Origin of the sequence: Pseudomonas sp. PS02288, from assembly GCF_029959715.1 — a bacterium.
Lineage (GTDB): Bacteria > Pseudomonadota > Gammaproteobacteria > Pseudomonadales > Pseudomonadaceae > Pseudomonas_O > Pseudomonas_O kuykendallii.
Genome location: NZ_JASCPA010000001.1, coordinates 230,876 through 256,859, shown reverse-complemented (window position 1 = coordinate 256,859; position 25,984 = coordinate 230,876). Strand labels below are relative to the sequence as shown.

At 63.9% G+C, this 25,984-nt stretch carries 30 protein-coding genes; 17 read left to right on the top strand and 13 right to left on the bottom strand.

Features of this window, described 5'->3' with window-relative positions; genetic code table 11:
• From QMX85_RS01205 to QMX85_RS01160, 10 genes are all read left to right on the top strand, one after another.
• Window positions 1-189 (top strand): cbb3-type cytochrome c oxidase subunit 3, encoded by a 189-nt coding sequence (locus QMX85_RS01205; protein WP_090230367.1) that lies wholly within the window; start codon window positions 1-3, stop codon window positions 187-189.
• The gene (gene ccoP, locus QMX85_RS01200) at window positions 186-1,142 is read left to right on the top strand and encodes a cytochrome-c oxidase, cbb3-type subunit III (RefSeq protein WP_282338347.1); all 957 of its coding nucleotides are present in this window, start codon (window positions 186-188) and stop codon (window positions 1,140-1,142) included. The genes QMX85_RS01205 and ccoP overlap by 4 nt, the downstream gene beginning before the upstream one ends.
• A 115-nt stretch (window positions 1,143-1,257) precedes the next feature.
• Window positions 1,258-2,670 carry a cytochrome c oxidase accessory protein CcoG gene (gene ccoG / locus QMX85_RS01195; RefSeq protein ID WP_282338346.1) on the top strand — a complete coding sequence of 471 codons (1,413 nt, stop codon included), beginning with the start codon at window positions 1,258-1,260 and terminating at the stop codon, window positions 2,668-2,670.
• A gap of 12 nt (window positions 2,671-2,682) precedes the next feature.
• The gene (locus tag QMX85_RS01190; protein ID WP_282338345.1) at window positions 2,683-3,180 is read left to right on the top strand and encodes a FixH family protein; all 498 of its coding nucleotides are present in this window, start codon (window positions 2,683-2,685) and stop codon (window positions 3,178-3,180) included.
• Between the two features lie 8 nt (window positions 3,181-3,188).
• On the top strand, window positions 3,189-5,642 hold the full coding sequence (locus tag QMX85_RS01185; RefSeq protein WP_282338344.1) for a heavy metal translocating P-type ATPase: 2,454 nt from the start codon (window positions 3,189-3,191) through the stop codon (window positions 5,640-5,642).
• On the top strand, window positions 5,639-5,845 hold the full coding sequence (gene ccoS, locus QMX85_RS01180) for a cbb3-type cytochrome oxidase assembly protein CcoS (protein WP_090229327.1): 207 nt from the start codon (window positions 5,639-5,641) through the stop codon (window positions 5,843-5,845). Before QMX85_RS01185 ends, ccoS begins: the two co-directional genes overlap by 4 nt.
• On the top strand, window positions 5,838-6,545 hold the full coding sequence (locus QMX85_RS01175; RefSeq protein ID WP_282338343.1) for a sulfite exporter TauE/SafE family protein: 708 nt from the start codon (window positions 5,838-5,840) through the stop codon (window positions 6,543-6,545). The genes ccoS and QMX85_RS01175 overlap by 8 nt, the downstream gene beginning before the upstream one ends.
• 227 nt (window positions 6,546-6,772) lie before the next feature.
• Window positions 6,773-8,155, top strand: a complete 1,383-nt coding sequence (gene hemN, locus QMX85_RS01170; RefSeq protein WP_282338342.1) for an oxygen-independent coproporphyrinogen III oxidase — start codon at window positions 6,773-6,775, stop codon at window positions 8,153-8,155.
• A gap of 164 nt (window positions 8,156-8,319) precedes the next feature.
• Window positions 8,320-9,054, top strand: a complete 735-nt coding sequence (gene fnr / locus QMX85_RS01165; RefSeq protein ID WP_090229335.1) for a fumarate/nitrate reduction transcriptional regulator Fnr — start codon at window positions 8,320-8,322, stop codon at window positions 9,052-9,054.
• A 108-nt stretch (window positions 9,055-9,162) separates the two neighbouring features.
• Window positions 9,163-9,711, top strand: a complete 549-nt coding sequence (locus QMX85_RS01160; RefSeq protein WP_273229221.1) for an adenine phosphoribosyltransferase — start codon at window positions 9,163-9,165, stop codon at window positions 9,709-9,711.
• A gap of 8 nt (window positions 9,712-9,719) precedes the next feature.
• Here QMX85_RS01160 and QMX85_RS01155 read toward each other — a convergent pair whose 3' ends face one another.
• Entirely contained in the window at window positions 9,720-10,397 is a 678-nt protein-coding gene (locus QMX85_RS01155) for a TetR family transcriptional regulator (protein WP_282338341.1), read from the bottom strand.
• Between the two features lie 113 nt (window positions 10,398-10,510).
• Between QMX85_RS01155 and QMX85_RS01150 the strand changes: the two genes are divergently transcribed.
• Both QMX85_RS01150 and QMX85_RS01145 read left to right on the top strand, forming a co-directional pair.
• Window positions 10,511-12,052 carry an NAD(P)/FAD-dependent oxidoreductase gene (locus QMX85_RS01150; protein WP_282338340.1) on the top strand — a complete coding sequence of 514 codons (1,542 nt, stop codon included), beginning with the start codon at window positions 10,511-10,513 and terminating at the stop codon, window positions 12,050-12,052.
• Entirely contained in the window at window positions 12,049-12,930 is an 882-nt protein-coding gene (locus tag QMX85_RS01145) for an SDR family NAD(P)-dependent oxidoreductase (RefSeq protein ID WP_282338339.1), read from the top strand. Before QMX85_RS01150 ends, QMX85_RS01145 begins: the two co-directional genes overlap by 4 nt.
• Window positions 12,931-12,938: 8 nt before the next feature.
• Here the strand turns inward: QMX85_RS01145 and QMX85_RS01140 are convergent, their stop codons facing one another.
• The 3 genes from QMX85_RS01140 to prmB form a co-directional block, all read right to left on the bottom strand.
• Entirely contained in the window at window positions 12,939-13,562 is a 624-nt protein-coding gene (locus QMX85_RS01140; protein WP_282338338.1) for a hypothetical protein, read from the bottom strand.
• Window positions 13,563-13,727: 165 nt separating this feature from the next.
• Window positions 13,728-14,876, bottom strand: coding sequence for an acyl-CoA dehydrogenase family protein (locus tag QMX85_RS01135; RefSeq protein ID WP_282338337.1), 1,149 nt, complete (start codon window positions 14,874-14,876; stop codon window positions 13,728-13,730).
• A 93-nt stretch (window positions 14,877-14,969) separates the two neighbouring features.
• Window positions 14,970-15,890 carry a 50S ribosomal protein L3 N(5)-glutamine methyltransferase gene (prmB, locus tag QMX85_RS01130; protein ID WP_282338336.1) on the bottom strand — a complete coding sequence of 307 codons (921 nt, stop codon included), beginning with the start codon at window positions 15,888-15,890 and terminating at the stop codon, window positions 14,970-14,972.
• Between the two features lie 167 nt (window positions 15,891-16,057).
• On the opposite strand from prmB, the gene QMX85_RS01125 reads away from it, so the two are divergent.
• From QMX85_RS01125 to QMX85_RS01115, 3 genes are all read left to right on the top strand, one after another.
• A complete protein-coding gene (locus QMX85_RS01125; protein ID WP_282338335.1) occupies window positions 16,058-16,651 on the top strand; it encodes a cysteine hydrolase family protein in 594 nt (197 codons plus the stop codon).
• Between the two features lie 81 nt (window positions 16,652-16,732).
• Entirely contained in the window at window positions 16,733-17,050 is a 318-nt protein-coding gene (locus QMX85_RS01120; RefSeq protein WP_282338334.1) for a hypothetical protein, read from the top strand.
• Between the two features lie 130 nt (window positions 17,051-17,180).
• The gene (locus QMX85_RS01115) at window positions 17,181-17,738 is read left to right on the top strand and encodes a Smr/MutS family protein (protein WP_282338333.1); all 558 of its coding nucleotides are present in this window, start codon (window positions 17,181-17,183) and stop codon (window positions 17,736-17,738) included.
• Between the two features lie 55 nt (window positions 17,739-17,793).
• On the opposite strand, the gene QMX85_RS01110 is transcribed toward QMX85_RS01115, so the two are convergent.
• The 6 genes from QMX85_RS01110 to QMX85_RS01085 all read right to left on the bottom strand — a co-directional run bounded on the left by QMX85_RS01110 (window position 17,794) and on the right by QMX85_RS01085 (window position 23,195).
• Window positions 17,794-18,522, bottom strand: coding sequence for a proteasome-type protease (locus QMX85_RS01110; RefSeq protein ID WP_282338331.1), 729 nt, complete (start codon window positions 18,520-18,522; stop codon window positions 17,794-17,796).
• 117 nt (window positions 18,523-18,639) lie between these two features.
• Window positions 18,640-19,467, bottom strand: coding sequence for a transglutaminase family protein (locus QMX85_RS01105; protein ID WP_282338329.1), 828 nt, complete (start codon window positions 19,465-19,467; stop codon window positions 18,640-18,642).
• Window positions 19,464-20,417, bottom strand: a complete 954-nt coding sequence (locus QMX85_RS01100; protein WP_090229364.1) for an alpha-E domain-containing protein — start codon at window positions 20,415-20,417, stop codon at window positions 19,464-19,466. The genes QMX85_RS01105 and QMX85_RS01100 overlap by 4 nt, the downstream gene beginning before the upstream one ends.
• Window positions 20,418-20,421: 4 nt before the next feature.
• Window positions 20,422-21,831, bottom strand: coding sequence for a circularly permuted type 2 ATP-grasp protein (locus tag QMX85_RS01095; RefSeq protein WP_282338325.1), 1,410 nt, complete (start codon window positions 21,829-21,831; stop codon window positions 20,422-20,424).
• 216 nt (window positions 21,832-22,047) lie between these two features.
• On the bottom strand, window positions 22,048-22,764 hold the full coding sequence (locus QMX85_RS01090; protein WP_282338323.1) for a type 1 glutamine amidotransferase: 717 nt from the start codon (window positions 22,762-22,764) through the stop codon (window positions 22,048-22,050).
• Between the two features lie 89 nt (window positions 22,765-22,853).
• The gene (locus QMX85_RS01085) at window positions 22,854-23,195 is read right to left on the bottom strand and encodes a ribonuclease E inhibitor RraB (protein ID WP_282338322.1); all 342 of its coding nucleotides are present in this window, start codon (window positions 23,193-23,195) and stop codon (window positions 22,854-22,856) included.
• Window positions 23,196-23,516: 321 nt separating this feature from the next.
• On the opposite strand from QMX85_RS01085, the gene QMX85_RS01080 reads away from it, so the two are divergent.
• Both QMX85_RS01080 and QMX85_RS01075 read left to right on the top strand, forming a co-directional pair.
• Window positions 23,517-24,410 carry a DNA-3-methyladenine glycosylase gene (locus QMX85_RS01080; RefSeq protein WP_282338320.1) on the top strand — a complete coding sequence of 298 codons (894 nt, stop codon included), beginning with the start codon at window positions 23,517-23,519 and terminating at the stop codon, window positions 24,408-24,410.
• Window positions 24,411-24,412: 2 nt separating this feature from the next.
• On the top strand, window positions 24,413-24,907 hold the full coding sequence (locus QMX85_RS01075; RefSeq protein ID WP_282338319.1) for a methylated-DNA--[protein]-cysteine S-methyltransferase: 495 nt from the start codon (window positions 24,413-24,415) through the stop codon (window positions 24,905-24,907).
• A gap of 2 nt (window positions 24,908-24,909) precedes the next feature.
• Here the strand turns inward: QMX85_RS01075 and QMX85_RS01070 are convergent, their stop codons facing one another.
• From QMX85_RS01070 to QMX85_RS01060, 3 genes are all read right to left on the bottom strand, one after another.
• The gene (locus tag QMX85_RS01070; protein WP_282338318.1) at window positions 24,910-25,101 is read right to left on the bottom strand and encodes a PLDc N-terminal domain-containing protein; all 192 of its coding nucleotides are present in this window, start codon (window positions 25,099-25,101) and stop codon (window positions 24,910-24,912) included.
• Window positions 25,102-25,111: 10 nt separating this feature from the next.
• Window positions 25,112-25,306, bottom strand: a complete 195-nt coding sequence (locus QMX85_RS01065) for a PLDc N-terminal domain-containing protein (protein ID WP_282338317.1) — start codon at window positions 25,304-25,306, stop codon at window positions 25,112-25,114.
• A gap of 107 nt (window positions 25,307-25,413) precedes the next feature.
• On the bottom strand, window positions 25,414-25,959 hold the full coding sequence (locus tag QMX85_RS01060; RefSeq protein WP_282338316.1) for an acireductone dioxygenase: 546 nt from the start codon (window positions 25,957-25,959) through the stop codon (window positions 25,414-25,416).
• Between the last annotated feature and the right edge of the window lie 25 nt (window positions 25,960-25,984).

The window sequence follows — 25,984 nt, the reverse complement described above, 5'->3', positions numbered from 1 at the left end:
ATGGACATAGGGACTATTCGTGGGCTGGGCACCCTGCTGGTGTTCGTCGCCTTTGTCGGCCTGGTGATCTGGGCCTACAGCAGCAAACGCAAAAGGAGCTTCGACGAAGCTGCCAACCTGCCTTTCGCCGATGAACAGACCCCGTCCGCAGAGCGCGACGAGCAAGCTTCTAGGAGTAAAAGCGAATGACCACTTTCTGGAGTTGGTACATCACTCTGCTGACCTGTGGGACGATACTGGCCCTGCTGTGGCTGATCTTCGCGACGCGCAAGGGCCAACGCCCCGAGGCGACAGAGGACACCGTGGGCCACGCGTTCGATGGCATCGAGGAATATGACAATCCGCTGCCGAAATGGTGGTTCATGCTGTTCCTCGGCACGATCATTTTTGCCATCGGCTACCTGGTGTTGTATCCCGGGATGGGCAACTGGAAAGGCCTTCTGCCAGGTTATACCGAGGTCAAGGAAGGCAAGCCGTTTGAAAATGGCCAAGCCGGTTGGACGGGCGTGCACCAGTGGGAAAAGGAGATGGACCGCGCCGATCAACAGTACGGACCGCTGTATGCGAAGTACGCGGCGATGCCGGTAGAGGAAGTCGCCAAGGACCCTCAGGCATTGAAAATGGGCGGGCGTCTGTTTGCCTCCAACTGCTCGGTCTGCCATGGTTCTGATGCGAAGGGAGCTTATGGCTTCCCGAATCTGACTGATAACGACTGGCTATATGGCGGCGAAGCGGCCACGATCAAGACCACCATTCTAAAGGGTCGCCAGGGCGCCATGCCGGCTTGGCTGGCAGTTATCGGTGAGGACGGCATCAAGAACGTGGCGGGTTACGTGCGTAGTCTTTCCGGGCTGAAAAATCCGGACGGAATCGACCTTGCCGCAGGTCAAGAGATATTCAAAGCCAACTGTGTAGCCTGTCATGGACCTGAAGGGAAAGGCACCCAAGCCTTGGGCGCCCCGAATCTCAGCGACAAGATTTGGCTGTATGGCTCAAGCTTCAATCAGGTTCAGCAGACTCTGCGCTATGGCCGTAACGGCCGCATGCCCGCTCAGGAAGAGCACCTCGGCAACGACAAAGTGCACCTTCTGGCCGCCTACGTTTACAGCCTTTCGCAACAACCTGCTGGCGCGGAGAAGTAACGCTCAGGCGCGATCCTGCCGGACATCGACAGGGCCACGCATGACATACGCGGCAGGAAAACTGACCCAGGCCGGCATGTACCGGTCTGGGCATCCTTAAAGCCGTGGTATGAGTATGACTGAGCAGATCCCCGTTCGAGATGTCACCCCACCGGTCAAAGCCGTCGACAACGTCGACCTTTACGCCAAGCGTGAAAAAATCTACACACGAGCCTTCACCGGGTTGTTTCGCAACCTTCGCCGTGTAGGCGGCGCGCTGCTCTTCCTTCTCTACTTCGGTACTGCGTGGATCAACTGGGGCGGCCATCAGGCGGTCTGGTGGAACCTGCCGGAGCGCAAGTTCTACATCTTCGGCGCCACTTTCTGGCCGCAGGACTTCGTTCTGCTCTCCTGGCTACTGATCATCTGCGCCTTCGGCCTGTTCTTTATCACGGTGTTCGCCGGGCGCGTATGGTGCGGGTACACCTGCCCACAGAGCGTTTGGACCTGGATATTCATGTGGGCGGAAAAGGTCAGTGAAGGCGACCGCAACCAGCGCATGAAACTGGACAAGGCGCCGATGAGTGCCAATAAGTTCTTCCGCAAGCTGGCCAAGCACAGCATTTGGATTGGCGTCTCGCTGATCACCGCCATCACCTTCGTCGGTTACTTCACACCGATACGCGAGCTCGTACCTGACCTGCTCTCATTCAACATAGATGGCTGGGCGCTGTTCTGGGTTGGCTTCTTTACCTTGGCGACTTATGGAAATGCCGGCTATCTGCGTGAGCAGGTCTGCGTCTACATGTGCCCCTATGCGCGCTTCCAGAGCGTGATGTTCGACAAGGACACCCTGATCGTGTCCTACGACCCACGCCGCGGCGAAACACGCGGGCCGCGCAAGAAAAGCGTCGACTACAAGGCCCAGGGCCTGGGCGATTGCATCGACTGCACCATGTGCGTCCAGGTGTGCCCCACCGGCATCGACATCCGCGACGGTCTGCAGATCGAATGCATCGGCTGCGCCGCCTGCATCGATGCCTGCGACACCATCATGGACAAGATGAACTACCCCCGCGGGCTGATCAGCTATACCACCGAGCACAACCTTTCCGGACAGAAGACCAACCTGCTGCGCCCTCGCCTTATCGGCTATGCGGTCGCGCTGGTGGCGATGATCGTTTTGTTCGCCTATGCGATCTCGGCGCGCCCGCTGGTTCAGATCGATGTGCTCAAAGATCGTGTGCTGTACCGCGAGAACGAGGAAGGCAGGATCGAGAACGTCTACACGCTGAAACTTATGAACAAGGCCCAGCATGACGTGACCCTGGTGATCGAAGCGGACGGTATCGAAGGCCTGCAGTATCAGGGCAAGGCGGAGGTCCGAGTCGCGGCAGGCGAGGTCCTCTCGATTCCCGTCGAGCTTTCCGTCGACCCAGAGAAACTGCCATCGAGCACCAACAAGGTCATGTTCCGCATCAGATCCGCCGATGACCCCACCCTCGAAAACGAAGCCGACAGCCGATTCATTGGCCCGAGCGTTCGCTAACTAAGGATTCTTATGCAAGCCGAAGTAGTAAGCAGTTGGTACAAGCAACCTTGGGCGTGGTTCGTCATCGCATTGCTGGCATTTTCCGTAGTTCTTGGGCTTTCCCTGCTGACGATCGCAATCCGCAACTCCGACAGTCTCGTGGTGGACAACTATTACGACGCAGGCAAAGGCATCAATACATCGCTGGACCGTGAGGTGCTCGCGCGCCAGTTGAAGATGAGTGCTGAGCTGATGATGGACGAAAACACCGGCGTCGCTGAAATCCATCTCAAGGGCATCAGCCAACCACAGCAGATCGTGCTCAACCTGATCTCGCCCACCCAGCCGGAAAAAGATCGGCGAATTGTGCTGCAACCGCAGGGCGACGGCGTCTACCAGGGGCAAACCCAGGAGCCGATCGAAGGTCGTCGCTTCGTTGAGCTGCTTGGCACGGAGGGCGGCAAGGACTGGCGCCTGTTCGAAGAAGAGGAAGTCGCTCCCGGTCGGCAAATCCTGCTCGGCGACTGAGCCGCCGCATGAGCAGTACGCCCGTATCCTGCTATCACTGCGGCCTGCCGGTCACCACCGGCGACCGCTTCCAGGCCCGCGTGCTGGGCGAGACGCGGGCCTTGTGCTGTCCAGGTTGCCAGGCGGTCGCCGAAGCGATCATCGCTGGCGGACTGGAGAGCTACTACAAGCACCGCAGCGAAACCTCGGCGAACCCGGAATCCCTGCCCCGCGCCCTCACCGATGAACTCGCGCTGTACGACCGCAGCGACGTACAGCAGCCGTTCGTGCGCCACGAGAATGATCTCGCCAGCACCAGCCTGATGATCGAAGGGATTAGTTGCGCGGCCTGCGGCTGGCTGATCGAAAAGCATCTGCGCGGTGTCGATGGCATCGCCGAGGTGCACCTCAATCTGTCCAACCAGCGTCTACAAGTGAGCTGGGACGATGCCCGAGTTCCACTGAGCCAGTTGCTTCAGGAGTTGCGTCGGATTGGCTATGCCGGCTACCCGTATCAGGCCGACGCAGCCGCCGAGCGACTCAATGAGGAAAACCGCCGTGCGCTGCGGCAGCTGGGACTGGCCGGGCTGCTGTGGATGCAAGTGATGATGGCGGCCATGGCTACATGGCCCGAGTTCAACCTCGATCTGTCGCCAGAGATGGACAAGATCCTGCGCTGGGTCAGCCTGTTCCTCACCACGCCGATCGTCTTCTACTGCTGCGGCTCGTTTTTCCGCGGCGCACTACGCGACCTGCGCACCCGTCACCTGACCATGGACGTCTCGGTGTCGCTGGCGATCGGTGGCGCCTACTTAGCCGGCATCTGGTCGACGGTGACTGGGGTCGGCGAGCTGTACTTCGATGCCGTTGGCATGTTCGCCTTGTTCCTTCTCTCCGGCCGCTATCTCGAACGCCGCGCCCGCGAACGCACCGCCGCCGCCACCGCGCAACTGGTCAACCTGCTGCCGGCCTCCTGCCTGCGATTGGATTCGGCGGGCCAGAGCGAACGCATTCTGCTCAGCGAGCTGGCGATCGGCGATCGGGTGCTGGTGCCGCCCGGCTCGCTGCTGCCTGCCGACGGGCGCATTCTCGAGGGTCAGTCGAGCATCGACGAATCGCTGCTGACAGGCGAGTACCTTCCCCTTGCACGCGCCCAGGGCGACAGCGTTACCGCCGGCACGCTCAACGTCGAAGGCCCCCTGAAGGTCGAGGTTCAGGCCTTGGGCGACGATACCCGTCTTTCGGCGATCGTCCGCTTGCTGGAGCGTGCCCAGGCGGATAAACCACGGCTCGCGGAACTGGCCGATCGTGTGGCTCAGTGGTTCCTCCTGATAGTGCTGGCCATCACGGCCGCAGTCGGCCTCTACTGGTGGCAGATCGATCACCAGCGTGCCTTCTGGATCGTCCTCGCCCTGCTGGTCGCCACCTGCCCCTGTGCTCTATCGCTCGCAACGCCTACCGCGCTGACCACGGCCACCGGAAGCCTGCACAAGCTCGGCCTGCTGCTTACCCGTGGGCACTTCCTCGAAGGCCTGAACCGCATCGACACGGTGATCTTCGACAAGACGGGAACGCTCACCGAAGGTCGGCTGACCCTCGGCGGGATTTACCCGCTGCGTGATCTCGATGCCGACACCTGCCTGGCCCTCGCCGCCGCGCTGGAGAACCGCTCCGAGCACCCGATCGCCAAGGCGTTCGGCCGCGCCCCCCAGGCCGCCGAACGGGTCGAAAGCGCCCCGGGGCTTGGGCTCGAAGGCTGGGTCGAGGGCCACCAGCTGCGCATCGGTCAGCCCGCCTTCGTCGCCTCGCTCTCGGCCGGGCCGCCTCCCGAGATACCGGGTGATCAGGGCCAATGGTTGTTGTTGGGTGACAACCTGGGGCCGCTCGCCTGGCTGGTGTTGAACGACCGTCTGCGCGCGGATGCTCCCGCGCTCGTCAACGCCTGCCGCGCGCGCAACTGGAAGGTACTGCTGCTCTCCGGCGACAGCTCGCCGATGGTAGGCGAGATCGCCGCTCAACTCGGCATAGACGACGCCCGCGGAGGACTTACCCCCGAAGCCAAGTTGACCGTTCTTCGCGAGTTGCGCGAAAACGGCAAGCATGTGCTGATGCTCGGTGACGGGATCAACGACGTACCGGTGCTCGCCGCCGCGGACATAAGCGTCGCCATGGGCTCGGCTACTGACCTGGCAAAGACCAGCGCCGACGCCGTGCTTCTCTCCAACCGCCTCGATAGCCTGGTTCAGGCGTTCCGTATCGCCCGGCGCACTCGACGCATCATCATCGAAAACCTCGGTTGGGCATGCTTGTACAATGGCTGCGTCCTGCCCTTCGCGGCGGTTGGCTGGGTGACGCCGCTGTGGGCGGCGTTGGGCATGTCGCTGAGTTCGCTGCTGGTGGTGCTGAATGCCTTGCGCCTGTCCCTCGCGAGCGACGACATCCGGCCCGCCCGGCCTGAGACCGTCCAAATGGAGCATCCATGACCGCGCTGTACGTAATGATTCCAATCGCCGTGATAGTCGTCGGCCTCGCCATCTGGCTGTTTTTCTGGGCCGTCGACTCGGGCCAGTACGACGATATGGAAAGCCCGGCACACAGCATTCTTTTCGACGACGAAGACCCACGCCACCAAGCGGGCATCGACGAAGCCGAAGGACGTCCTGCCAAGGAACGCCCGCTTGACTGAGTTGCTGCCACTACTGGTCTCCGCGTTCATCCTCGGCCTGCTAGGCGGCGGTCACTGCCTGGGCATGTGCGGCGGCCTCATGGGGGCGCTGACCATGGCCACCCCACCCGCGCAGCGCGGACGCCGGCTACAGCTGCTGATTGGCTACAACCTCGGACGGATACTCAGCTACGCCAGCGCCGGACTGCTGATCGGCAGCGCCGGCTGGGCAGTCGCGAACAGCCCGGTGGCCCTGGGCATGCGCATTGCCGCGGGCCTGCTGCTGATCGTCATGGGGCTTTACCTAGCCGGCTGGTGGAGCGGCCTCGTCCGCATCGAGGGCCTTGGCCGGCGACTCTGGCGCTACCTCCAGCCGCTGAGCAAACGCCTTTTGCCTGTCAACAGCCTGCCACGCGCGCTACTGTTCGGCGCGTTGTGGGGCTGGCTGCCCTGCGGGCTCGTCTATAGCACACTGCTGTGGTCGGCTAGCCAGGGCAACGCGCTGCATAGCGCGCTGTTGATGCTGGTCTTCGGACTTGGCACCTGGCCCGTGCTGCTCGCCACCGGCCTCGCAGCCGAGCGCCTGACCGCCCTGCTGCGAAAGCGCGGCGTGCGCATCGCCGGAGGGCTCTTGGTCATCCTCTTCGGCATCTGGACCCTGCCCGGCCCACACCAGGCCCTGCTGATGGGGCATGCTGGACACACTTCAAGCCAGCATTGACACAGCTTTGGGCACCATGTGTCAGCCGTGGCAGCGGCACCATCGCGCGCGCTGAACGCGAGGCAGCTCATCCCTGTATCGATAGCGAATCCAGACCGAAAGACCTCGCCAACCGACCGCTCGGAACGTACGAAAAGCCCACTGCCAGAGCAGGTTGATGCAGGTCAAGGAGGCCCATGGCCGCGCCTCCTAGACTTGCCCGACCTGAATGCTACGGTACCGCCGCAATGCACAACTCCATCTGCTGGGACACCAATCTGATCCGCCGCTACGACATGGCCGGACCACGCTACACCTCCTACCCAACGGCAGTGCAGTTCAACAACGGCGTCGGTTCGTTCGATCTGCTTCATGCGCTTCGCGACAGCCGCAAAGCCATGCGCCCGTTGTCGCTTTACATCCACGTGCCGTTCTGCGCCAACATTTGCTACTACTGCGCCTGCAACAAGGTGGTCACCAAGGACCGTGGTCGCGCACTGCCCTATCTCGAGCGGCTGGAAAAAGAGATCGAACTGATCGCCTGTCACCTAGACCCGCAACAGACCGTGGAGCAGCTGCATTTCGGCGGCGGCACGCCGACGTTCCTTAGCCACGACGAACTGCGTCGGCTCATGGGCCATCTGCGCAAACACTTCAATCTGCTGGATGACGACTCAGGCGACTACGGCATCGAGATCGACCCGCGCGAAGCCGACTGGTCGACCATGGGTCTGCTCCGCGAACTCGGTTTCAACCGCGTGAGCCTGGGTGTTCAGGATCTCGATCCTGACGTCCAGCGCGCCGTGAACCGTCTGCAGAGCCTCGAAGAAACGCGCGCCATCGTCGATGCCGCACACACCTTGCAGTTCCGCTCGGTAAATATCGACCTGATCTACGGCCTGCCCAAGCAGGACCCGGAACGCTTCGCCCGGACAGTCGAAGAAGTCATCGCCTTGCAACCGGATCGCCTGTCGGTGTTCAACTATGCGCACCTGCCGGAACGCTTCATGCCGCAGCGGCGGATCAACGCTGCCGAGCTGCCAAGCCCGGCGAAAAAACTGGAAATGCTGCAGACCAGCATCGACCAGTTGACCGCGGCAGGCTATCGCTACATCGGCATGGACCACTTCGCCTTGCCGGACGACGAGCTGGCCATAGCCCAGGAAGATGGCACCCTGCAGCGCAACTTCCAGGGCTACACCACCCACGGTCACTGCGATCTGATCGGTCTTGGCGTCTCGGCCATCAGCCAGATCGGCGATCTTTACAGCCAAAACAGCAGCGATCTGAACAACTACCAGCAGAGCCTGGACAGCAACCAACTGGCGACACTGCGCGGACTGCAGTGCAACGAGGATGACCGGGTCCGCCGGGCGGTCATCCAGCAACTTATCTGCGAGTTCCAACTGGACTTCGCCGACATCGAACGAGCCTACTCGATCGATTTCCGAAACTACTTTTCCGAAGTCTGGCCGCAGCTGCAGCAGATGGCACGCGACGGGCTGATCGACCTGACGGAGGAACGCATCGAGGTTCGTCCCTCGGGCCGCCTGCTGGTACGTTCCGTCTGTATGCTGTTCGATCATTACCTCGCACAGCAGAACACCCAGCGCTACTCGCGGGTCATCTGACGGCGCATGCCTCTGCGGCATCGCAGAGGCACGCTCGGCACGCTACACCTCCCTGCGCCCCCTGCCCCGACGCCCTTGTAGCGGGGGCGGACATCTGTCGACTGGCCCTTGTTCCCCGGCTGGAGTAACCTTGCCGCTGAATTCGTCAGACCAGGTACCCCCTCATGTCCGAGTCGATCAAGGTTCGTGGACAACATCAGGCTCACTGCAAGGATTGCAGCCTGGCTCCGCTGTGCTTGCCGCTATCGCTGAATATGGAAGACATGGACGCGCTCGACGAAATCGTCAAGCGTGGCCGTCCGCTCAAAAAGGGTGAATTCCTGTTCCGCCAGGGAGATGTCTTCGGTTCCGTGTTCGCGGTGCGCTCCGGGGCGTTGAAAACCTTCAGCGTGACCGACGACGGCGAAGAGCAGATTACCGGCTTCCACCTGCCCAGCGAGCTGGTCGGCCTCTCCGGCATGGATACGGAACTCTATCCGGTCTCCGCGCAAGCGCTGGAAACCACCTCGGTTTGCGAGATACCTTTCGAGCGTCTCGACGAGCTTTCGGTACAGTTGCCGCAGCTGCGTCGCCAGTTAATGCGCGTGATGAGCCGCGAGATCCGCGACGACCAGCAGATGATGCTGTTGCTGTCGAAGAAGACTGCCGACGAGCGCATCGCCACCTTCCTGGTCAACCTGTCCGCGCGTTTCCGCGCCCGCGGCTTTTCCGCCAGCCAGTTCCGTCTGTCGATGTCGCGCAACGAGATCGGCAACTACCTCGGCCTGGCGGTCGAAACCGTCTCCCGCGTGTTCACCCGCTTCCAGCAGAACGGTCTGCTGGCTGCTGAGGGCAAGGAAGTTCACATCCTCGACCCAATCGAGCTGTGTGCCCTGGCCGGCGGCAATCTGGAGGGCTGATCCTCCCCTCCGATCCGATTCAAACGACGCGCCTGCGGCCTCCTTGCCCAGGCGCGTTTATCTTGGCGCGCCATGGCGCCAGTTCCCACTCAAGTCACAGGTTCCTCGATGATCTTCGACGAATTCGCCATCAAATCCGTTATCCGTCCGGTCGTGGACTTCCCCAAGCCGGGCGTGGTGTTTCGCGACATCACGCCGCTGTTCCAGTCGCCGCGCGCGTTGCGAATGGTCGTGGACAGCTTCATCCAGCGCTATGTGGAAGCAGAATTCAGTCACGTCGGCGCCCTCGATGCCCGTGGCTTCCTGCTAGGCCCCATCATCGCCTACGAGCTGAACAAGCCGCTGATCCTGTTCCGCAAGAAGGGCAAGTTGCCGGCCGATCTGCTGGTGGAAACCTATTCCACCGAATACGGCGATTCGGTCATCGAAGTGCAGCGCGACAGCCTGTGCGAGGGCGACTCCGTGTTGCTGATGGATGACCTTATCGCCACCGGCGGGACGCTGATCGCCGCCGCCAACCTGGTCAAGCGCATGGGCGCCAGCGTCTACGAAGCCGCCGCGATCATCGACCTTCCGGAACTGGGCGGCTCGACCAAGCTGAGCGACACCGGTATCTCTACCTTCACCCTCACCGCATTCGCCCTCGACGAACGCTGAATCGCGGCTCAGGTGCGCCGTTCCAGGCCGTCGAGCAGGCTCGCGCCGATGAACAGATCGATGATCATCTCTTCCGCCTCGGCACTCAGCGCGGCGCGCCGATCCACCTGCTCCAGATAGTCCAGTGACGACTGGAACAGGTGGCGACTGACCAGCGAAGACAGCCGCAGCAGCGTTTCCCCCTCGAGCCCGCCAAGAAGCCCGAGCTCCAGCATATCCTCGGCCATGTCACGGGCGAACGCCTCCATCACCTCGCGCAACGCGGCGCGCAGGACCGGGGAAGCACCGTGCAACTCGCGGACACCCACGATGAAACCGCTGGGATTCTGCTCGACGAAACGGAAGTACAGGCGAACCGTTTCGCGGCACACCAGGCGACTGTGCCCCAGGTCGCCCCCCAGCACCATCGGCCCTATCGGTCCGTTCGCTTGCGCGCGCTGCGCGGCCTCCCGACGCAATTCGCGCAGCGGCTGGCGCAAATGCTCGGAGAGGTCCTGGATAAGCGCCAGCCCCAGCGCATCGAGACTGTCGAAATGCCGATAGAAGGTATTTGGATTGAGCCCCGCTTCGCGCGCGAGCTCGCGCAAACCCAAGCTGCCCAGGCTGCGCGACCCCGCCACCAGGCGTAGCGCCGCCTGCATCAACTGTTGCTTCCCCACTGCCCTTTCCTGCTGAAGCCGAACCATCGTTTGCCTCGCGACGTGCACCCAACGGAGGTTAGGTTGCGCTATAGGTATACAGTTGTCTACCTTTCGTGGAGTCGCTCTCGATGGCGACGAACTACAAGAGGATTCCAGCCATGACGCTCCCCGCGGCTACAACACCCATCACGCGCTGCAAGATCGCCATCATCGGCACCGGGTTTTCCGGCCTTGGCATGGCAATGCGCCTGAAACAACGCGGCGAGCAGGACTTCCTGCTGTTCGAGAAGGACCAAGGTGTCGGCGGGACCTGGCGAGTCAACAACTACCCCGGTTGCGCCTGCGACGTGCAATCCCACCTCTACTCGTTTTCCTTCGAGCCGAACCCGAACTGGACACGGATGTTCGCCCGCCAGCCGGAAATCAGAAGCTACCTGGAAGCCTGCTGGATGAAGTACGGCCTACAGGAGAAAACCCGGCTGAGCTGCGAAATCACGCGCCTGAGCTGGGACGAGCCCGAACAGCGCTGGCGGATCGAAGATCGCCATGGCCGACACTACAGCGCGCAATTCGTCGTTTCCGGCATGGGCGGCTTGTCCACGCCCGCTATTCCGACGTTGAACGGGCAGGAGAACTTCGCCGGCGCCCGGTTCCACTCGCAGCAGTGGGACCACGACTACAACCTCACCGGCAAGCGCGTGGCGGTGATCGGCACTGGCGCCTCGGCGATCCAGTTCGTGCCGCAAATCCAGCCGCGGGTCGCGCACCTGGACCTCTACCAACGCACGCCGCCGTGGATCATGCCCAAGCCGGACCGAGCGATCAGCGCGCGCGAGCAGGGGCGTTTCAGACGCTTTCCCTTGCTGCAGAAGGCCTGGCGCGGTGCGCTCTACGGCATGCTGGAAAGCCGAGTGATCGGCTTCTCCCTCAGTCCTCGACTGATGAAGTTCGCCGCGGAGATCGCCAAGCGACACCTTCACAAGCACGTCCAGGACCCGACGCTGCGGGCCACGCTCACGCCGGACTATGTGATGGGCTGCAAGCGCGTGCTCATTTCCAACGACTACTACCCCGCGCTGACCCGGCCCAACGTCACCGTGATCAGCAGCGGGATCCGCGAGATCCGCGCCAACAGCATCGTCGATCTGGACGGAACGGAGCGACCCGTCGACGCGATCATCTTCGGCACCGGTTTCACGCCCAGCGATCCGCTGCCGCGCGGGGTTATCTTCGGTCGCGACGGCGTCGACCTGCTCGACACCTGGCCGCTCGGCCCGGAGGCCTACAAGGGCACGCTCACCGCGGGCTTTCCCAACCTGTTCTTCCTGATGGGCCCCAACACCGGGCTCGGGCACAACTCGATGGTCTACATGATCGAATCGCAGATCGGCTACGTGCTCGGCGCTCTGGAACACCTGCAGCGCGACGGGCTGTCGAGCCTGGAGGTCAGGGCCGAGGCACAGCGCCGATTCAACGGAACGCTGCAGAACGACCTCGGCAATACGGTATGGAATTCCGGCGGTTGCAAGAGCTGGTATTTGCACCCCCTCAGCGGTCGCAATTGCACGGTGTGGCCCGGATTCACCTGGCGTTTCCGCCAATTGACCAGGCACTTCGACGCCGACGCCTACCACTTCGCGAAACCGCAGCCAGTCCTCGCGCCTCGGCCTGCCGTTCAACCGCAGGAAGTCGAAGCATGAAGACGTTCGCCAACAAGGTCGCCGCCATCACCGGCGCCGGTTCCGGCATCGGCCGAGCGCTGGCCCTGGACTTGGCGCGTCGCGGTTGCCACCTGGCACTCAGCGATGTGAACGAGGACTCGTTGCGACATACCGCCGAACAGGCCCGCACGCTTGGCGTGCAGGTGAGCGAATCCCGCGTGGACGTCAGCGATGCCGTCGCCATGCAGCTCTGGGCGGGCCAGGTAGCGGCCGAACACGGCAGGATCAACCTCATCTTCAACAACGCCGGGGTCGCCCACGGCGGCACGGTCGAAGGCAGCGAACTGTCCGATTACGAATGGGTCATGGGCATCAACTTCTGGGGAGTGGTGCACGGCAGCAAGGCGTTCCTGCCTCACCTGCGCGCCTCCGGGGACGGACATGTCATCAACGTCTCCAGCGTCTTCGGCCTCTTCGCCCAGCCAGGCATGAGCGCCTACAACGCCAGCAAGTACGCGGTGCGCGGCTTCACCGAATCCCTGCGCCAGGAGCTGGACCTCGCGGCCTCCGGTGTATCCGCCAGTTGCGTGCACCCCGGCGGGATACGCACCAACATCGCGAAAACCGCGCGGATGAATGACAGCCTGGCGGCGATCACCGGCCAGGACAGCGAGAAGGCGCGCCAGCAGTTCCACGACCAGTTGCTGCGAACCACACCTGAGCGGGCGGCGGCGGTGATCCTCGACGGCGTGCTGCGCGATCGCCGGCGTATTCTCATCGGTTCGGATGCCCGTGCTGCGGATTGGATGCAGCGGCTGCTGCCGGCGCTCTATCAGCGGCTGGTCACGGCGGCGACGCGCCTCGGTGCGCGCAGGTCGAGCAGGACGGGCAACAAGATCGGCGGCGTCACGGACTGATCGTTCGCTCAGAGCGGCGCGGCGATCCAAAACAGCGGACGCTCCAGCAACGGCACGCTGGTCTTGTGCTCGCTCTCGAAGACCTGCCGTACGCCCGCGCATTCGTGCACGAAGGCATAGGCGGCCAGACGATGGCTGCCGTCCACCAGGTAGGCGTTGCGCTGATCGCCGACCACAACCGGCGGCTCGGAAAAGTCGCCCGTCGAAAGCAGGCAGCGGACCTCGCGCCAGAAGCGTTGGCGGCTGTCCTCGCCAATGAAGCGACTGAGGAAGGTCTCCTCGTTTCCGGCGTGGGTCCGCACCAGATCGAGCAGGCCGTTGACGGTTTCCTCGGAGAACACGAAAGCCGATGGTCGCAGCGCCTCGCTCCGCCATTGGATACGGTTCCACTGCGCCACTGGCGCATTGAACACCCCTTCCAGCCGGGCAACCACCGTGGCCATTTCACTGCCCGGTAACGGAGGCCAGCCGTTATCGCCGGCGGCAAAGGGAATACAGGCGGAAATCACCGGCGCGGGGAAATTCGGCAACTCGGCCTGAACCATCGCCGCAAGTCTGTCGCGGATCATCGTCGAGTCGTTCGGCACGAAGGCCGTCCGATCCTGGGAGTGCGGGCTGGCGCTGAACATCATGGCTATCCGGATCGCTGGAATTGCATGACATCAGCAAGCTCCGAGCCAGCTTACAGAATCCGAGGCCCCCTTACGAAACAATGACTTGCATCGGACTGCCGGCATTGTCGAGTTTCAAACTGCATGAATGCCCCAGGGCCGGGTTGCAATTTGCCCGCCTGCCGACTAAAGCCCCATCTGCTTGGCGATGATCTCGTTCATGATCTCCCTCGAGCCGCCGCCAATCGAAAGAATCCGCACGTCCCGGTACAACCGCTCCACCAGGCTTTCGCGCATGTAACCCATGCCGCCCAGAATCTGCACCGCGTCATGGGTGATGCGCTCGGCGGCGTCGGTGGCGATGTTCTTGGCCATGGAGATTTCCTTGATCACCGACTTGCCCGCGGCCATCTTCGTCGCCTGGCGGTAGGTGAACTCGCGCGAGCCCTCCAGCTGCGTGGCCATTTCCGCGAGGCGGTGCTTGAGTACCTGGAACTTGCCAATCGGCTTGCCGAAGGCACTGCGCTCGCGCGCCCAGCGCATCGCCTCCTCCAGAGCCATCTGCGACGTCATGTTGGCCATGATCGCCAACGCCAGTCGCTCCGACTGGAAGTTCGCCATGATGCAGGCGAAGCCGGCATTTTCCACGCCGATGAGGTTTCCCCGGGGCACCCGGCAATCCTCGAAGAACAACTCGGCGGTATCCGATGCCCACCAGCCCATCTTCTTCAGCGGCTGCCCGACCCGGAATCCAGGTGTGCCCTTCTCGATCAGCAGCAGGCTTATCCCGCCAAATCCCACGTCGCCGGTGCGCACCGCCACGGTGTAATAGTCCGCGCGCGCGCCACTGGTGATGAAAGTCTTGCTGCCGCTGACCCGATAGAAATCCCCCTCGCGCACCGCGCGGGTCTTCAGATTGGCCACGTCGGAGCCGCCAGAAGGCTCGGTGACCGCCAGGGCGATGACCTTTTCCCCCGCCAGGACGGCTGGAACCACACGCTCGCGCAGCGCCGGAAGCGCCCAGCGCAATACCGGCGGCAAGCCGATGTCGAGCGAGCCCAGGCCGGCCACCAGGCCGCCAGAGCCGCAGCGCATCAGCTCCTCGCTGGCGGCCACCTTGGCGAACAGGTCGCCTTCATGGCTGCCGCCGAATGCCTCCGGATACCCGATGCCGAGGATTCCCGCCGCACCCGCCTGGCGATAAAGCGCCAGGGGAAAGCTGCCCTGCTCTTCCCAGACGTCGACCTGAGGGAGGATTTCCCTTTCGACGAAGCGCCGCACCGAATCGCGCACCAGTTGGTGGGAGGGCTCGAAGTATTCCTGGCAGGCAGACATGGCATCGCTCCGGTAGGGTCAGCGACGACCTTACCTAGCGCTTGCTTGGTTTTCAATCAGCCAGTTGTGCCACGCGCGATGGCATTTGCGCCGTCAGCCAGAAACCCGCGAGCGGAACAGGGCCTGGTGCTCGCGGCACTGGGCGGCGCCGAGAAGGAATACGCCGTGGCCGCCCCGGGCGAATTCCAGCCAGGTGAAACGCACTTCCGGATACAGCGCCTCGACATGCACCTGGCTGTTGCCGACCTCGACGATCAGCAGACCGCGCTCGGTCAGATGATCCGCCGCCTCGGCGAGCATTCGCCGCACCAGATCCAGGCCGTCATCACCGCAGGCCAGCCCCATCGCCGGCTCGTGGTGGTACTCGGCGGGCATGTCGGCGAAATCCTCGGCATCGACATAGGGCGGATTGGAGACGATCAGGTCGAAACGCTGACCCGGCAGGCCGTCGAAGCCATCGCCCTGGACCGTATGCACGCGCGCCTCGAGGTCATGCCGCTCGATGTTCTGGTTGGCGACTTCCAGGGCATCGAAGGACAGGTCCGCCAGCAGCACTTCCGCCTCCGGAAAGGCATAGGCGCAGGCGATGCCGATGCAGCCGGAACCGGTACAGAGGTCGAGGACGCGTTTCGGCTCATCCGCCAGCCAGGGCGTGAAATGCCCGTCGATCAGTTCGGCGATGGGTGAGCGCGGCACCAGGACACGTTCGTCTACCAGGAACGGCAGCCCGCAGAACCACGCTTCGCCAAGCAGGTAGGCGGTCGGCACGCGCTCCTCGATGCGCCGCCGCAGCAATTCCTGAAGGGCGTCGCGCTCGTCATCCTCCAGCCGACAATCGAGGTAGCTGTCGGCGATTTCGTAGGGCAGGTGCAATGCACCGAGGACCAGTTCGCGTGCCTCGTCCCAGGCGTTGTCGGTGCCATGCCCGAAGAACAGTTCCTCGGCATGGAAACGGCTGACGGCCCAGCGAATGTGATCGCGCAGGCTGCGCAGGCAGGAAGACGAAGCGGTCACGGCGGTGCTCCAAGGCAAAAAAGCGCAAGTTTAGCCCAAGGCCGGCGCTGAAACACCGCACGGGAAAGCCCTGAAACGGCGCGGACCGGGTGCCGGGGTTTTAACGATTCACTTCCGCGGGCCAGCAGGTGACAATTGGCAGATGTTGCATTAAGAGGATTCCCGCCATGTCCATGCCGCAAACCCTGTTCCAGCTCAGCGGCCGTGGTTATGCACCGGCCACCCTGAGTAACGCCACGCTGTTGATCATCGATGCGCAGGAAGAGTATCGCAGCGGTGCGATGGTCCTGCCCGGCCTGCAACCGGCGGTCGAGGAGATCGCCAGCCTGCTCGCCGCCGCGCGCCAGCTCGGTCGTCCGGTCGTCCACGTGCGCCACCTGGGCATTCCCGGCGGCCTGTTCGACCCGCAGGGGCCGCGCGGCGACTTCCTGCCAGGGCTGGCCCCGCAGGCCGGTGAAACCGTGGTCGAAAAACGCCTGCCGAACGCATTCGCCGGCACCGACCTGCATGACCGCCTGCTCGCCATCGGTCATCTGGATCTGATCGTCTGCGGGTTCATGACCCATTCCAGCGTCAGCACCACGGTGCGTGCCGCCAAGGATTACGGTTACCGCTGCACCCTGGTGGACGGTGCCTGCGCAACCCGCGACGTGCCCATGGGCGCGTCCTGCCTCTCCGCCGCCGACCTGCACAAGGTCGAGGTCGCCGCCCTCGCCGACAACTTCGCCACCGTGGTTGCCGACGCCAAGGCCCTGGTCTGAATCGGACGCGCTGCGGCGCGCCGAGGAACCCGACCGCCCCAGGCGAGTCATAGGCCGATATTCGAAAGGAAAGGGTTCTGAATGAAGTTAACCGATAGCTACGCCCGCACTCTGCGGCCACGCAAGCCCAGCCGCTGGCTGTGGCGCTTCGCGGCCTTGCTCGCGTTGCTGTTCGGCATCGTCGGCCTGCTGATGGGGTTCACCGGCGCGGCCACCCTGCTCGGCCATCCCTTGGTACTGGGCGAATTCAACGACACCACGAGCGAAGCCGGCGTGCTGCTCGGCGGCGGCCTGTTTCTCCTGTTGCTGGCGATCCAGCTCTGGCGCAAGTGCCGTCGCAGTCTGCAGGCCGGCAACGACCTGAGCATCGCCCCGCACCTCCTGAAGAAGCGCGGCTGACGTCGGTCACGCCAGGCGTGAGATCGCGGGCGCCTTCCGATCTCCGCAAGTGTTTCCAACCCTGGCGCCCGCGCGACGAGCGACTGGGCGAAGGGCCGCTGATAGACTGCGCCGTCCCAAGGAGGACGACATGCAAGACGACGACATCGACCTGTTCGCCGCGCAGATGCGCGGCGTCAGGCGCATCCAGGTGGACATCGCCGATACCGGCAAACCGCGGGCCGATCGCCTGCAGGTGGCCAGCCGGCGGCACAACGCGATCCAGCCCAACGACCGGGTCAAGGTGGACGGGCTGTCCGACCAGTTCGTCATCGATGTGGGCGCCGAGGACGAACTGTATTGGGCGCGCGACGGTGTCCAGGAAAGCCAGATGCGCAAGCTCAAGGCCGGACAGATCGAGTTCGAGGGCAGCCTGGACCTGCACGGCATGCGCGTGGAAAAGGCGCGGGAAATCCTCTGGGAGTTCCTCGCCGAAGCCGCCAAGCACGAAGTGCGCTGCGCCCGCGTCACCCACGGCAAGGCGGCGCGCGTCGATGGCAAGCGGCCGATGATCAAGAGCCACGTCAACACCTGGCTACGCCAGCATCCGCAGGTGCTCGGCTTCGCCTCGTGCACACCGCGGCATGGCGGAACGGGCGCGATCTACCTGCTGCTCAAGCGCACGATGATGGAAGGTCGCGACGAGTGAGGCCGCCGCGGCGGTGCTCACCCACCAAAAGGGCCGCAGCGCGGCCCTTTTTCATTCACTCGCGGTAGTCGTCCGGGGTTTCCGGCAACTGCCCAAGCAACTCGCGCAGGCCCTCGCCCCACTGCCCGCGCACGCCCTCGAAATAGGCGTCGCCCTCCTCCACGCGATAACCCTTAGGCACTTCCAGGCTGTCCGTCCGGTACACCAGTAGGTCCAGCGGCATGCCCACCGAGAGGTTGCTGCGGATGGTCGAGTCGAAGGAGATCAGCGCGCAGCGCAGGGCTTCGTCCAGCGGTGAGTGGAATGTCAGCGCGCGGTCGAGGATCGGCTTGCCGTACTTGCTCTCACCGATCTGGAAATAGGGGGTATCCGGCGTTGCGGCAATGAAATTGCCCTGCGGATAGAGGTTGAACAGGCCCGGCTCCTGACCTTTGATCTGCCCGCCGAGAAGGAACGAACAGCTCATGTCGACGCCGCCATCCTGGCGCGAATCGTGTTCGCTCATCTCGCGAATCGTCTGGCCGACCAGCCGCGCGGCGTCGAACAGCGTCGTCACGTTGTACAGGTGCGGGCAATCGCCATTGAGCCGCTGGCGCAGCAGGTTGACCACCGATTGCGAGGTCGCCAGGTTGCCGGCGGTCTGCAGCACGATCAATCGCTCGCCCGGCACGCCGAACACGTAGAGCTTGCGGAAGGTAGCGATGTGGTCGACGCCGGCATTGGTGCGCGAGTCGGAGACGAAAACCAGGCCATCGGCGAGGTTCATGGCGACGCAGTAAGTCATGAATGAGTGATCTCGAGTTGATTGAGCGCCAGGTTGTCGGTTTTGCACAGACAGCCTGGAGCACTCATTTTACAACTTGAGCAGCGCGCATCGTCGCCGATTGCGCGCGGCGGGCCCTCACTGCTGGGTCTGACCCTGCGATTGCCCCTGGGATTGCGATTGCGACAGGGTCGGCGACACCAGCACCTTGGCGTGCATCTGCTCGACGCCGCCGCCACGGCGCATGCCGCGTACCGGGCAGGCATCGAGGTAATCCAGTCCTACGGCGAGTTTCAGGTGGCGCTCCGGGCGCGACAGGCCGTTGGTCACGTCGAAACTGTACCAGGCGTCGTTCAGCCAGGCTTCCGCCCAGGCGTGACTGGCCAGGTGGCCGGCTTCCTCGGTGTAGATGTAGCCGGAGACGTAGCGCGCCGGAATGCCCAGGCTGCGCGCGCAGGCGAGGAACGCGTGGGTATGGTCCTGGCAGACGCCGCTCTTGCCGGCGAAGGCTTCGGCGGCGCTGCTGTCCACCTTGGTCGAGCCGGGGGTGTAGACGATCCGTTCGCTCAGTGCATTCATCAGGCGGATCAGCGCATCGCGATCGCGGTGGCTGTTGCACTGCTGGTGGGCGAACTCGCGCAGCGCCTCGTCCGGCTGGGTCAGTCGGGTGAAGCGCAGGTATGGATACGCCGACTGGTCGTCGTGCTCCGCTTCGCAGTGCTCGTCGATGTCGACTTCGCCGCTGGCGCTGATGATCAGGTCATCGTGCGGTTCGTCCACAGTCAGCACGTGAAGGATGTTACCGAAGGGATCGAGCTGCGCGCGCACCGGGCGCGGCAGGCTGAGCTGCCAGTTGAGTACGTGCTGGCGCTCGCTGTCGTGGGGCGTCAGGCGCAGGTACTGGATGCTGGTGCGCACCTGATCATCGTAGTGATAGGTGGTGTCGTGGCTGATGGACAGTCTCATGCCGCCTCCAGATAGGAAATATGGATGGCGCTTCCGAGCTGGCCCACCAGTTGGATGAACTCGGTGATCCAGCCGTGCAGGCCTTCCTCGCCGTTGAGCACTTCTTCGATGCTGCTGTAACGCAGGCGGGCGTCCATTTCCGCGGCCAGTCGTTGTGCGGGCCGGCCGTTGTCGCCGGGCAGGCTGGAAAGGATCAGGTTCAGCTCTTCCAGGCAGGCGCGCAGCGAGCGTGGCACGTCCGGACGCAGCAGGAGCAGTTCGGCGACTTTGCGCGCATGCGGCGAGCCGCGGTAGATCTCGGCGAAGGCCTCGAACGAGGACAACGCGCGCAGCAAGGCGCTCCACTGATAGTAGGCGCGCGCCGAGCGGTCATCGATGTCGTCTTCCTCGCCGAGCAGCTCATAGCGCGCATCGAGCAGGCGCAGGGTGTTGTCGGCGCGCTCGATGAAGGTTCCCAGGCGGATGAAGCGGTAGGAATCGCTGCGCATGATGGTGCCGAAGGTGGCGCCACGGAACAGGTGCGAACGCTCCTTGACCCACTCGCAGAACCGGCTGATGCCGTAGCCGCCAAGGCCCTGCTGGGCGATGCCGCGCATTTCCAGCCAGGTGGCGTTGATGTTTTCCCACATGTCCGCGGTGATGCGCCCGCGTACGGCATGCGCATTGGTGCGTGCGGCGCCCAGGCAGCTGTAGATGCTCGCCGGGTTGTTCGCATCGAAGGCGAAGAAGTGCAGCATGCGCTCGGCGTTGAGCTGGCCATGCAGCTCGAGGTAATCGTCGAAGGTGCCGGTGATCAGCAGCGGCATCGCCAGTTCGTCGAGGCCGTCGCCGCGTCCGTCGTGCGGCATCAACGACAGCGAGTAGCTGACGTCGAGCATGCGCGCGAGGTTCTCCGCGCGCTCCAGGTAACGTGACATCCAGTACAGGTCAGAGGCCGTTCTCGAAAGCATTCCCTTAATCCTCCACTACCCAGGTGTCCTTGGTTCCACCGCCCTGCGACGAGTTGACCACCAGCGATCCCTCGCGCAAGGCCACTCGGGTAAGACCGCCGGGAACCAGCTGCGTTTCGCGGCCGGTCAGGACAAAGGGGCGCAGGTCGATGTGGCGCGGCGCGATGCCCTTCTCGACGAAGGTCGGGCAGGTCGACAGGCTGAGCGTTGGCTGCGCGATGTAGGCCTCCGGCCGGGCGATGATGCGCTGGCGGAAATCCTCGATCTCGGCGCTGCTGGCAGCCGGGCCGACCAGCATGCCGTAACCGCCGGAACCCTGGGTTTCCTTGACCACCAGCTCAGGCAGGTTGGCCAGTACGTGGGACAACTCGGCCGGCTTGCGGCATTGCCAGGTCGGCACGTTCTTCAGGATCGGCTCCTCGCTGAGGTAGAAGCGGATCATGTCGGTGACGAACGGATAGACCGATTTGTCGTCCGCCACGCCAGTGCCGATGGCGTTGGCCAGCACCACGTTGCCCGAGCGATAGGCCGACAGCAGCCCGGGCACGCCGAGCATGGAGTCCGGGTTGAACGCCAGCGGGTCGAGGAAGGCATCGTCGAGGCGGCGGTAGATCACGTCCACCGGGCGCGCGCCGGCGGTGGTGCGCATGAATACCTTCTCGTCGCGGACGAACAGGTCCGCACCTTCCACCAGTTCCACGCCCATCTCGCGGGCGAGGAACGCGTGCTCGAAGTAGGCACTGTTGAAGCGGCCCGGCGTCAGCACTACGACGCTGGGGTTATCCAGCGGGCTGGAGCACTTGAGGGTGTCCAGCAGCATGTTCGGGTAATGGCCGATCGGGGCGATGCGTTGCGCCGAGAACAGCTCGGGGAACAGCCGCATCATCATCTTGCGGTCTTCGAGCATGTAGCTGACGCCGCTCGGGGTGCGCAGATTGTCTTCCAGCACGTAGTAGCTGCCGTCACCGTCGCGTACCAGGTCCACCCCGGCGATGTGCGCGTAGATATCGCGGTGCAGGTTCAGCCCGCGCATCGCCAGCTGGTAGCCCTCGTTCGCCAGCACCTGCTCGGCGGGAATGATCCCGGCCTTGATGATGCGCTGCTCGTGGTAGAGGTCGGCGAGGAACATGTTCAGCGCCTGGACGCGCTGAATGCAGCCCTTCTCGACGATGCGCCATTCGCTCGCGGGAATGCTGCGGGGAATGATGTCGAAGGGAATCAGTCGCTCGGTACCCTGCTCGTCACCGTAAAGGGTGAAGGTGATACCGGCACGGTGGAACAGCAGATCGGCTTCGCGGCGGCGCTGCGCCAGTTGCTCTTCAGGCGTTTCCGCCAGCCAGCGGGCGAACTCCCGGTAGTGCGCCCGGCAGTCGCCGTTCGCATCGTGCATCTCGTCAAAAAAATTGCGGGACATGCCGTACTCCTTGTCCGGTCAGCAAGAGCATCGCAAGCCTCATGCCAGCGGTAAAAACCAATTAATTCAATGAGTTGAAGAACAACTCAAATATCCTTGCACCAAACCTGCGCACGCACGGCAATACCTGATCAGCACGACGCCCCATTTGAAAGCGTCTGCGGCGGACGGGGCAGCTCCTGTTCATCCCCACCTTGCCGACCTATTTCCTCCCCATCAGACGGTTTCCCGCAGAGCCAGTTTCAACCAGTGACGATAGAAAACGTCGGCCACCCGATTGAGGGCGCCCACGCGAGCAGAAAGGTTTTCCAGCATCTGAGCGCCGCTTTGCTGACTGGGTTGGCGGCTGTCGAGCAGGTGGCCCCAATCGCCCACCCACAGGCGCACCAGTTCCTCGGTCATCTCGGGGTGCCCCTGCAGGCCCAGCACCTTGTCACCCCAGGCGAAACCCTGGTTGCCGCACCAGTCGCTGGCGAACAGCCGTTGCGCACCGGCCGGCAACTCGAAGGTGTCGCCATGCCACTGGAACACCTCCACAGAGTCGGCCAGCCCGTCGAGCCATGGGCTGGCACGCTCGCCATCGCAGCGGCGCAGGGTCTGCCAGCCGATCTCGCTGTAGGGCATCCGCATGACGCGGGCACCGAGCGTTTTCGCCAGCAGTTGCCCGCCCAGGCAATGGCCGATCAGAGGAATGTCGCGCTCGATGAAATGCCGCAACGCAACGTCTTCGGTGACCAACCAGGGCAAGGGGTCGTTGACGCTCATCGGTCCGCCCATCACCGCTACGGCGCGTGGACGGTCGAGGTCGTAGCCGTCCAGTTCGCCCTGATCGACGCGCAGCACGTCGAACGCCAGGCCCTGGGCATCGAGCGTTTCGGCCAGGTGGCCGGGTGAACAGAAATCAGCGTGGGTAAGAATCAGGATATCGCTCATGGCCCCTCCAGTTTGTCGCCAGTCTGGCGGAAGGGTCGCGACAGGTCGAGCGCGGGGCACCGACCGAGGCCGGCGCCCGCGTGCGTGGATCAGGCGCCGGGGGCGGACAGCTCCTGAGTCACGCCCCAGCCATCGAGTACGCCGCCCAGAGGCTCGACGACGGATTCGAGCCCCTGCTCGAAGTCGTCGATGCCCTCGTGGGTGGCGTACATCACCTTGCTGACCTGCAGGTGCCAGATACCGTCATCCAGCGGGGAAATCTGCGTATTCAGGGATTCGCCACGAAAATTCGTGGCGGCCGAACGGGCGCCGTCCTCGTCGGGGAACAAGGCGTAGAACTCGATCGGATGGACGCGGGCAAAGTCGAAGCCGCCTTCTTTCATGCGGCGCAGTACGGAGGTGCTGACATCATCTTGGAAGGTTGTGCTCATGCAATGAACTCCTCTCAGGCGATGGCTCGATTGACCTTCTCGTCGTGAGGCGAACGCCTCTCGGCACGCGGCGATGCCGTACGGAATCAAGCGGGGCGTGAAGCGCGGAGCGACCGGTTGGCGGACGTTCCCGGGTGGCATGCCGTGGGGCGCATGCCGAAGCCCGTTCCTGCAGGTTAGCGTCATCCCGCGAACCCTGCCGCCGCTTCATTTCAATGGACCTTGCGGCGACGCCGGCGTCCTCGCCTTTTGTCGGACGCGCGCAAGTATGAAAGCGCGTTTCGTTGCAGGCGAGCCGCGCCACGCTGCTACAGTCCGCCCATGAACGACCTCTCCAACCACCACCAAACGTTGCGCCTGCCCTATCTGCCCCCGTGGCACTGGCAGCATTTCCAACGCTTCTTCGCCCAGCGGCTGCTGCCGGGCGTCGAGCTACTGGACGAGCAACGCTACGCCCGCAGCTTTCGCCTGGGCGAGGTGCGTAGCTGGTTCGCCGTCAGCCCGCTGCCCGACGAGCACGCCCTGGCGCTGACCGTCGGCGCCGAAGCCCGCGAGCTGACCCAGGCACTGGTGCCCAAGGTGCGCCGGATGTTCGACCTGGACGCCGACCTCGGCAGGATCGCCGCGCACCTGGGCAACGATGCGCTGCTCGGCCCGCTGCTGGCGGGTCACCCGCCGCTGCGCCTTCCCGCCGCGTTCGATCCGTTCGAGCAGGCGGTGCGTGCCATCGTCGGCCAGCAAGTCACCGTCAAGGCGGCAGTGACCATCACCCGGCGACTGGTGGAACGTCTCGGCGAAACGCTGCCCGACGCGCCGGCTGACCAGCCACAGCGGCTCTTTCCCACGCCCGCCGCGATCGCCGACGCCGACCTCGCGCTCATCGGCATGCCCGGCAAACGGGTGCAGACACTGCAGCGCTTCGCCGCTGCAGTTGCCAAGGGTGCGCTGCGATTGCATGTGGAAGACGGCCCGGAGGATCTGGTGAGGCGCCTGCGCGAACTGCCCGGCATCGGCCCCTGGACCGCCGAATACATCGCCCTGCGCGGCTTCGGCGCGGCGGACGCCTTCCCCGCCGCCGACCTCGGCCTGCTGAACGCGCCGTTGTGGGGCGCGTCCGGCATCAGCGCCCGCCAGCTCCAGGCCCGCGCAGAGGCCTGGCGCCCCTGGCGAGCCTATGCGGCGCTGCACCTCTGGCACAACTATTCGGGAGCCTGACCATGCACTACCGCTACCTCGACAGCCCACTCGGTCGCTTGCTGCTGGTCGGCAGCGACGCCGGACTGAACCTTGTGCACATGGACGAGCAGACGCATCTGCCGCCGCAGACGAGCTGGACGCAAGCGGAACGCCAGCTGGATGAGGCGTGTCGGCAACTGGACGAGTATTTCGGCGGCCGGCGGCGCCGTTTCGACCTGCCGTTGGCGCCGCGGGGCACGACGTTTCAGCGGGCGGTGTGGCAGGCGCTGCTGGAAATCCCCTTCGGCGAAACCCGCAGTTATCGCCAGCAGGCCGAACGCATCGGTCGGCCCAGCGCCGTTCGCGCGGTCGGCACAGCCAATGGCGCCAATCCGCTCGCCGTGATCGTTCCCTGTCACAGGGTGATCGGCAGCGACGGAAGCCTGACCGGGTACGCCAGCGGGCTGGCGCGCAAGGCACTGTTGCTGGAGCTGGAAGGCGCCAGCCTGCCGGCGCAGGCCAGACTGGCGTTCTGAGGTCAGCGCGCGAGGCGATGCGCCCGCGGTCCCATCACGAACCAGTTGAACAACCCCAGGACGGGAAACAGGGCGATCAGCACAATCCATATCACCTTGACCCGTCGCGCCGAGTCGCTGCTCAGCACCTGGTAGATGGCCCACAGGTGCAACGCCAGGAGCACCGCACCGATGGCGCCGTAGGTCATTCCCATGTCGGGCTCCTCAGAGTCGCGCGGAGCCGCTGCCGCGCGGGCCGGCGACGGCCCAGATGATCAGCCCCAGCACAGGCAGGATCACGATCAGCAGAATCCAGAGGATCTTCTTGCCGGTATCCGTACCGCTGCGCAGCACGTTGATGATCGCCCAGATGTCCAGGGCAAAGATGATCAAGCCAAGCACACCACCAAACGCATCCATGAGATTTCTCCTAATGATCGGTCTCATTAGGATCGCGACAGGCGGTCAGAGGTTCAGCACAATCCACGAAGCAGGCGCCCTCACCCACCGGCAGTGGCCGCCCACCGTCAGTACTCCAGCGGCGGGAACTGGCTGGCAATCGAGTCGCCGGTGAAGGACGCCTGCCAACCCTGCGGGTCGTTGAACAGGCGAATGGCGATGAAATCCGGCTCCTCGCCCATGTCGAACCAGTGTCGGGAGCCGGCCGGCACCGAGATCAGGTCGTTCTTCTCGCAGAGCACGGCATAGACGTAGTCGTCGATATGCAGGTTGAACAGGCCGCGGCCGGCAACGAAGAAGCGCACCTCGTCCTCGGCATGCCGATGTTCCTCGAGAAACCGGGCGCGCAGCTCGGCCTTATGCGGGTGGTCACGGTTGACGCTGACCACGTCCACGGCGAGGTAACCGCGCTCGCTCATCAAGCGGTCGATCTGCACCCGGTAGGCGGCGATCACCGCGTCCGGTTCGGCGCCGGGGCGAACCGGCTGCGTGGCCTCCCAGCGCTCGAAGCGCACGCCGACCGCATTGAGGGTCGAGGCGATGTCCTCGAAGTGGCTGAGCACCTTGTTCGGCGACTGGGGATTCGACAGGTGGTAGACGGACAGGCGGCTCATGCAGTTCTCCAGCATCGGGGAGCGC

Coding starts and splice junctions, on each gene's coding strand:
- QMX85_RS01205 (WP_090230367.1), top strand. CDS start 1: ATGGACATAGGGACTATTCGTGGGCTGGGCACCCTGCTGGTGTTCGTC.
- ccoP (WP_282338347.1), top strand. CDS start 186: ATGACCACTTTCTGGAGTTGGTACATCACTCTGCTGACCTGTGGGACG.
- ccoG (WP_282338346.1), top strand. CDS start 1,258: ATGACTGAGCAGATCCCCGTTCGAGATGTCACCCCACCGGTCAAAGCC.
- QMX85_RS01190 (WP_282338345.1), top strand. CDS start 2,683: ATGCAAGCCGAAGTAGTAAGCAGTTGGTACAAGCAACCTTGGGCGTGG.
- QMX85_RS01185 (WP_282338344.1), top strand. CDS start 3,189: ATGAGCAGTACGCCCGTATCCTGCTATCACTGCGGCCTGCCGGTCACC.
- ccoS (WP_090229327.1), top strand. CDS start 5,639: ATGACCGCGCTGTACGTAATGATTCCAATCGCCGTGATAGTCGTCGGC.
- hemN (WP_282338342.1), top strand. CDS start 6,773: ATGCACAACTCCATCTGCTGGGACACCAATCTGATCCGCCGCTACGAC.
- fnr (WP_090229335.1), top strand. CDS start 8,320: ATGTCCGAGTCGATCAAGGTTCGTGGACAACATCAGGCTCACTGCAAG.
- QMX85_RS01160 (WP_273229221.1), top strand. CDS start 9,163: ATGATCTTCGACGAATTCGCCATCAAATCCGTTATCCGTCCGGTCGTG.
- QMX85_RS01155 (WP_282338341.1), bottom strand. CDS start 10,397: ATGGTTCGGCTTCAGCAGGAAAGGGCAGTGGGGAAGCAACAGTTGATG.
- QMX85_RS01150 (WP_282338340.1), top strand. CDS start 10,511: ATGACGCTCCCCGCGGCTACAACACCCATCACGCGCTGCAAGATCGCC.
- QMX85_RS01145 (WP_282338339.1), top strand. CDS start 12,049: ATGAAGACGTTCGCCAACAAGGTCGCCGCCATCACCGGCGCCGGTTCC.
- QMX85_RS01140 (WP_282338338.1), bottom strand. CDS start 13,562: ATGATGTTCAGCGCCAGCCCGCACTCCCAGGATCGGACGGCCTTCGTG.
- QMX85_RS01135 (WP_282338337.1), bottom strand. CDS start 14,876: ATGTCTGCCTGCCAGGAATACTTCGAGCCCTCCCACCAACTGGTGCGC.
- QMX85_RS01125 (WP_282338335.1), top strand. CDS start 16,058: ATGTCCATGCCGCAAACCCTGTTCCAGCTCAGCGGCCGTGGTTATGCA.
- QMX85_RS01120 (WP_282338334.1), top strand. CDS start 16,733: ATGAAGTTAACCGATAGCTACGCCCGCACTCTGCGGCCACGCAAGCCC.
- QMX85_RS01115 (WP_282338333.1), top strand. CDS start 17,181: ATGCAAGACGACGACATCGACCTGTTCGCCGCGCAGATGCGCGGCGTC.
- QMX85_RS01110 (WP_282338331.1), bottom strand. CDS start 18,522: ATGACTTACTGCGTCGCCATGAACCTCGCCGATGGCCTGGTTTTCGTC.
- QMX85_RS01105 (WP_282338329.1), bottom strand. CDS start 19,467: ATGAGACTGTCCATCAGCCACGACACCACCTATCACTACGATGATCAG.
- QMX85_RS01100 (WP_090229364.1), bottom strand. CDS start 20,417: ATGCTTTCGAGAACGGCCTCTGACCTGTACTGGATGTCACGTTACCTG.
- QMX85_RS01095 (WP_282338325.1), bottom strand. CDS start 21,831: ATGTCCCGCAATTTTTTTGACGAGATGCACGATGCGAACGGCGACTGC.
- QMX85_RS01090 (WP_282338323.1), bottom strand. CDS start 22,764: ATGAGCGATATCCTGATTCTTACCCACGCTGATTTCTGTTCACCCGGC.
- QMX85_RS01085 (WP_282338322.1), bottom strand. CDS start 23,195: ATGAGCACAACCTTCCAAGATGATGTCAGCACCTCCGTACTGCGCCGC.
- QMX85_RS01080 (WP_282338320.1), top strand. CDS start 23,517: ATGAACGACCTCTCCAACCACCACCAAACGTTGCGCCTGCCCTATCTG.
- QMX85_RS01075 (WP_282338319.1), top strand. CDS start 24,413: ATGCACTACCGCTACCTCGACAGCCCACTCGGTCGCTTGCTGCTGGTC.
- QMX85_RS01070 (WP_282338318.1), bottom strand. CDS start 25,101: ATGGGAATGACCTACGGCGCCATCGGTGCGGTGCTCCTGGCGTTGCAC.
- QMX85_RS01065 (WP_282338317.1), bottom strand. CDS start 25,306: ATGGATGCGTTTGGTGGTGTGCTTGGCTTGATCATCTTTGCCCTGGAC.
- QMX85_RS01060 (WP_282338316.1), bottom strand. CDS start 25,959: ATGAGCCGCCTGTCCGTCTACCACCTGTCGAATCCCCAGTCGCCGAAC.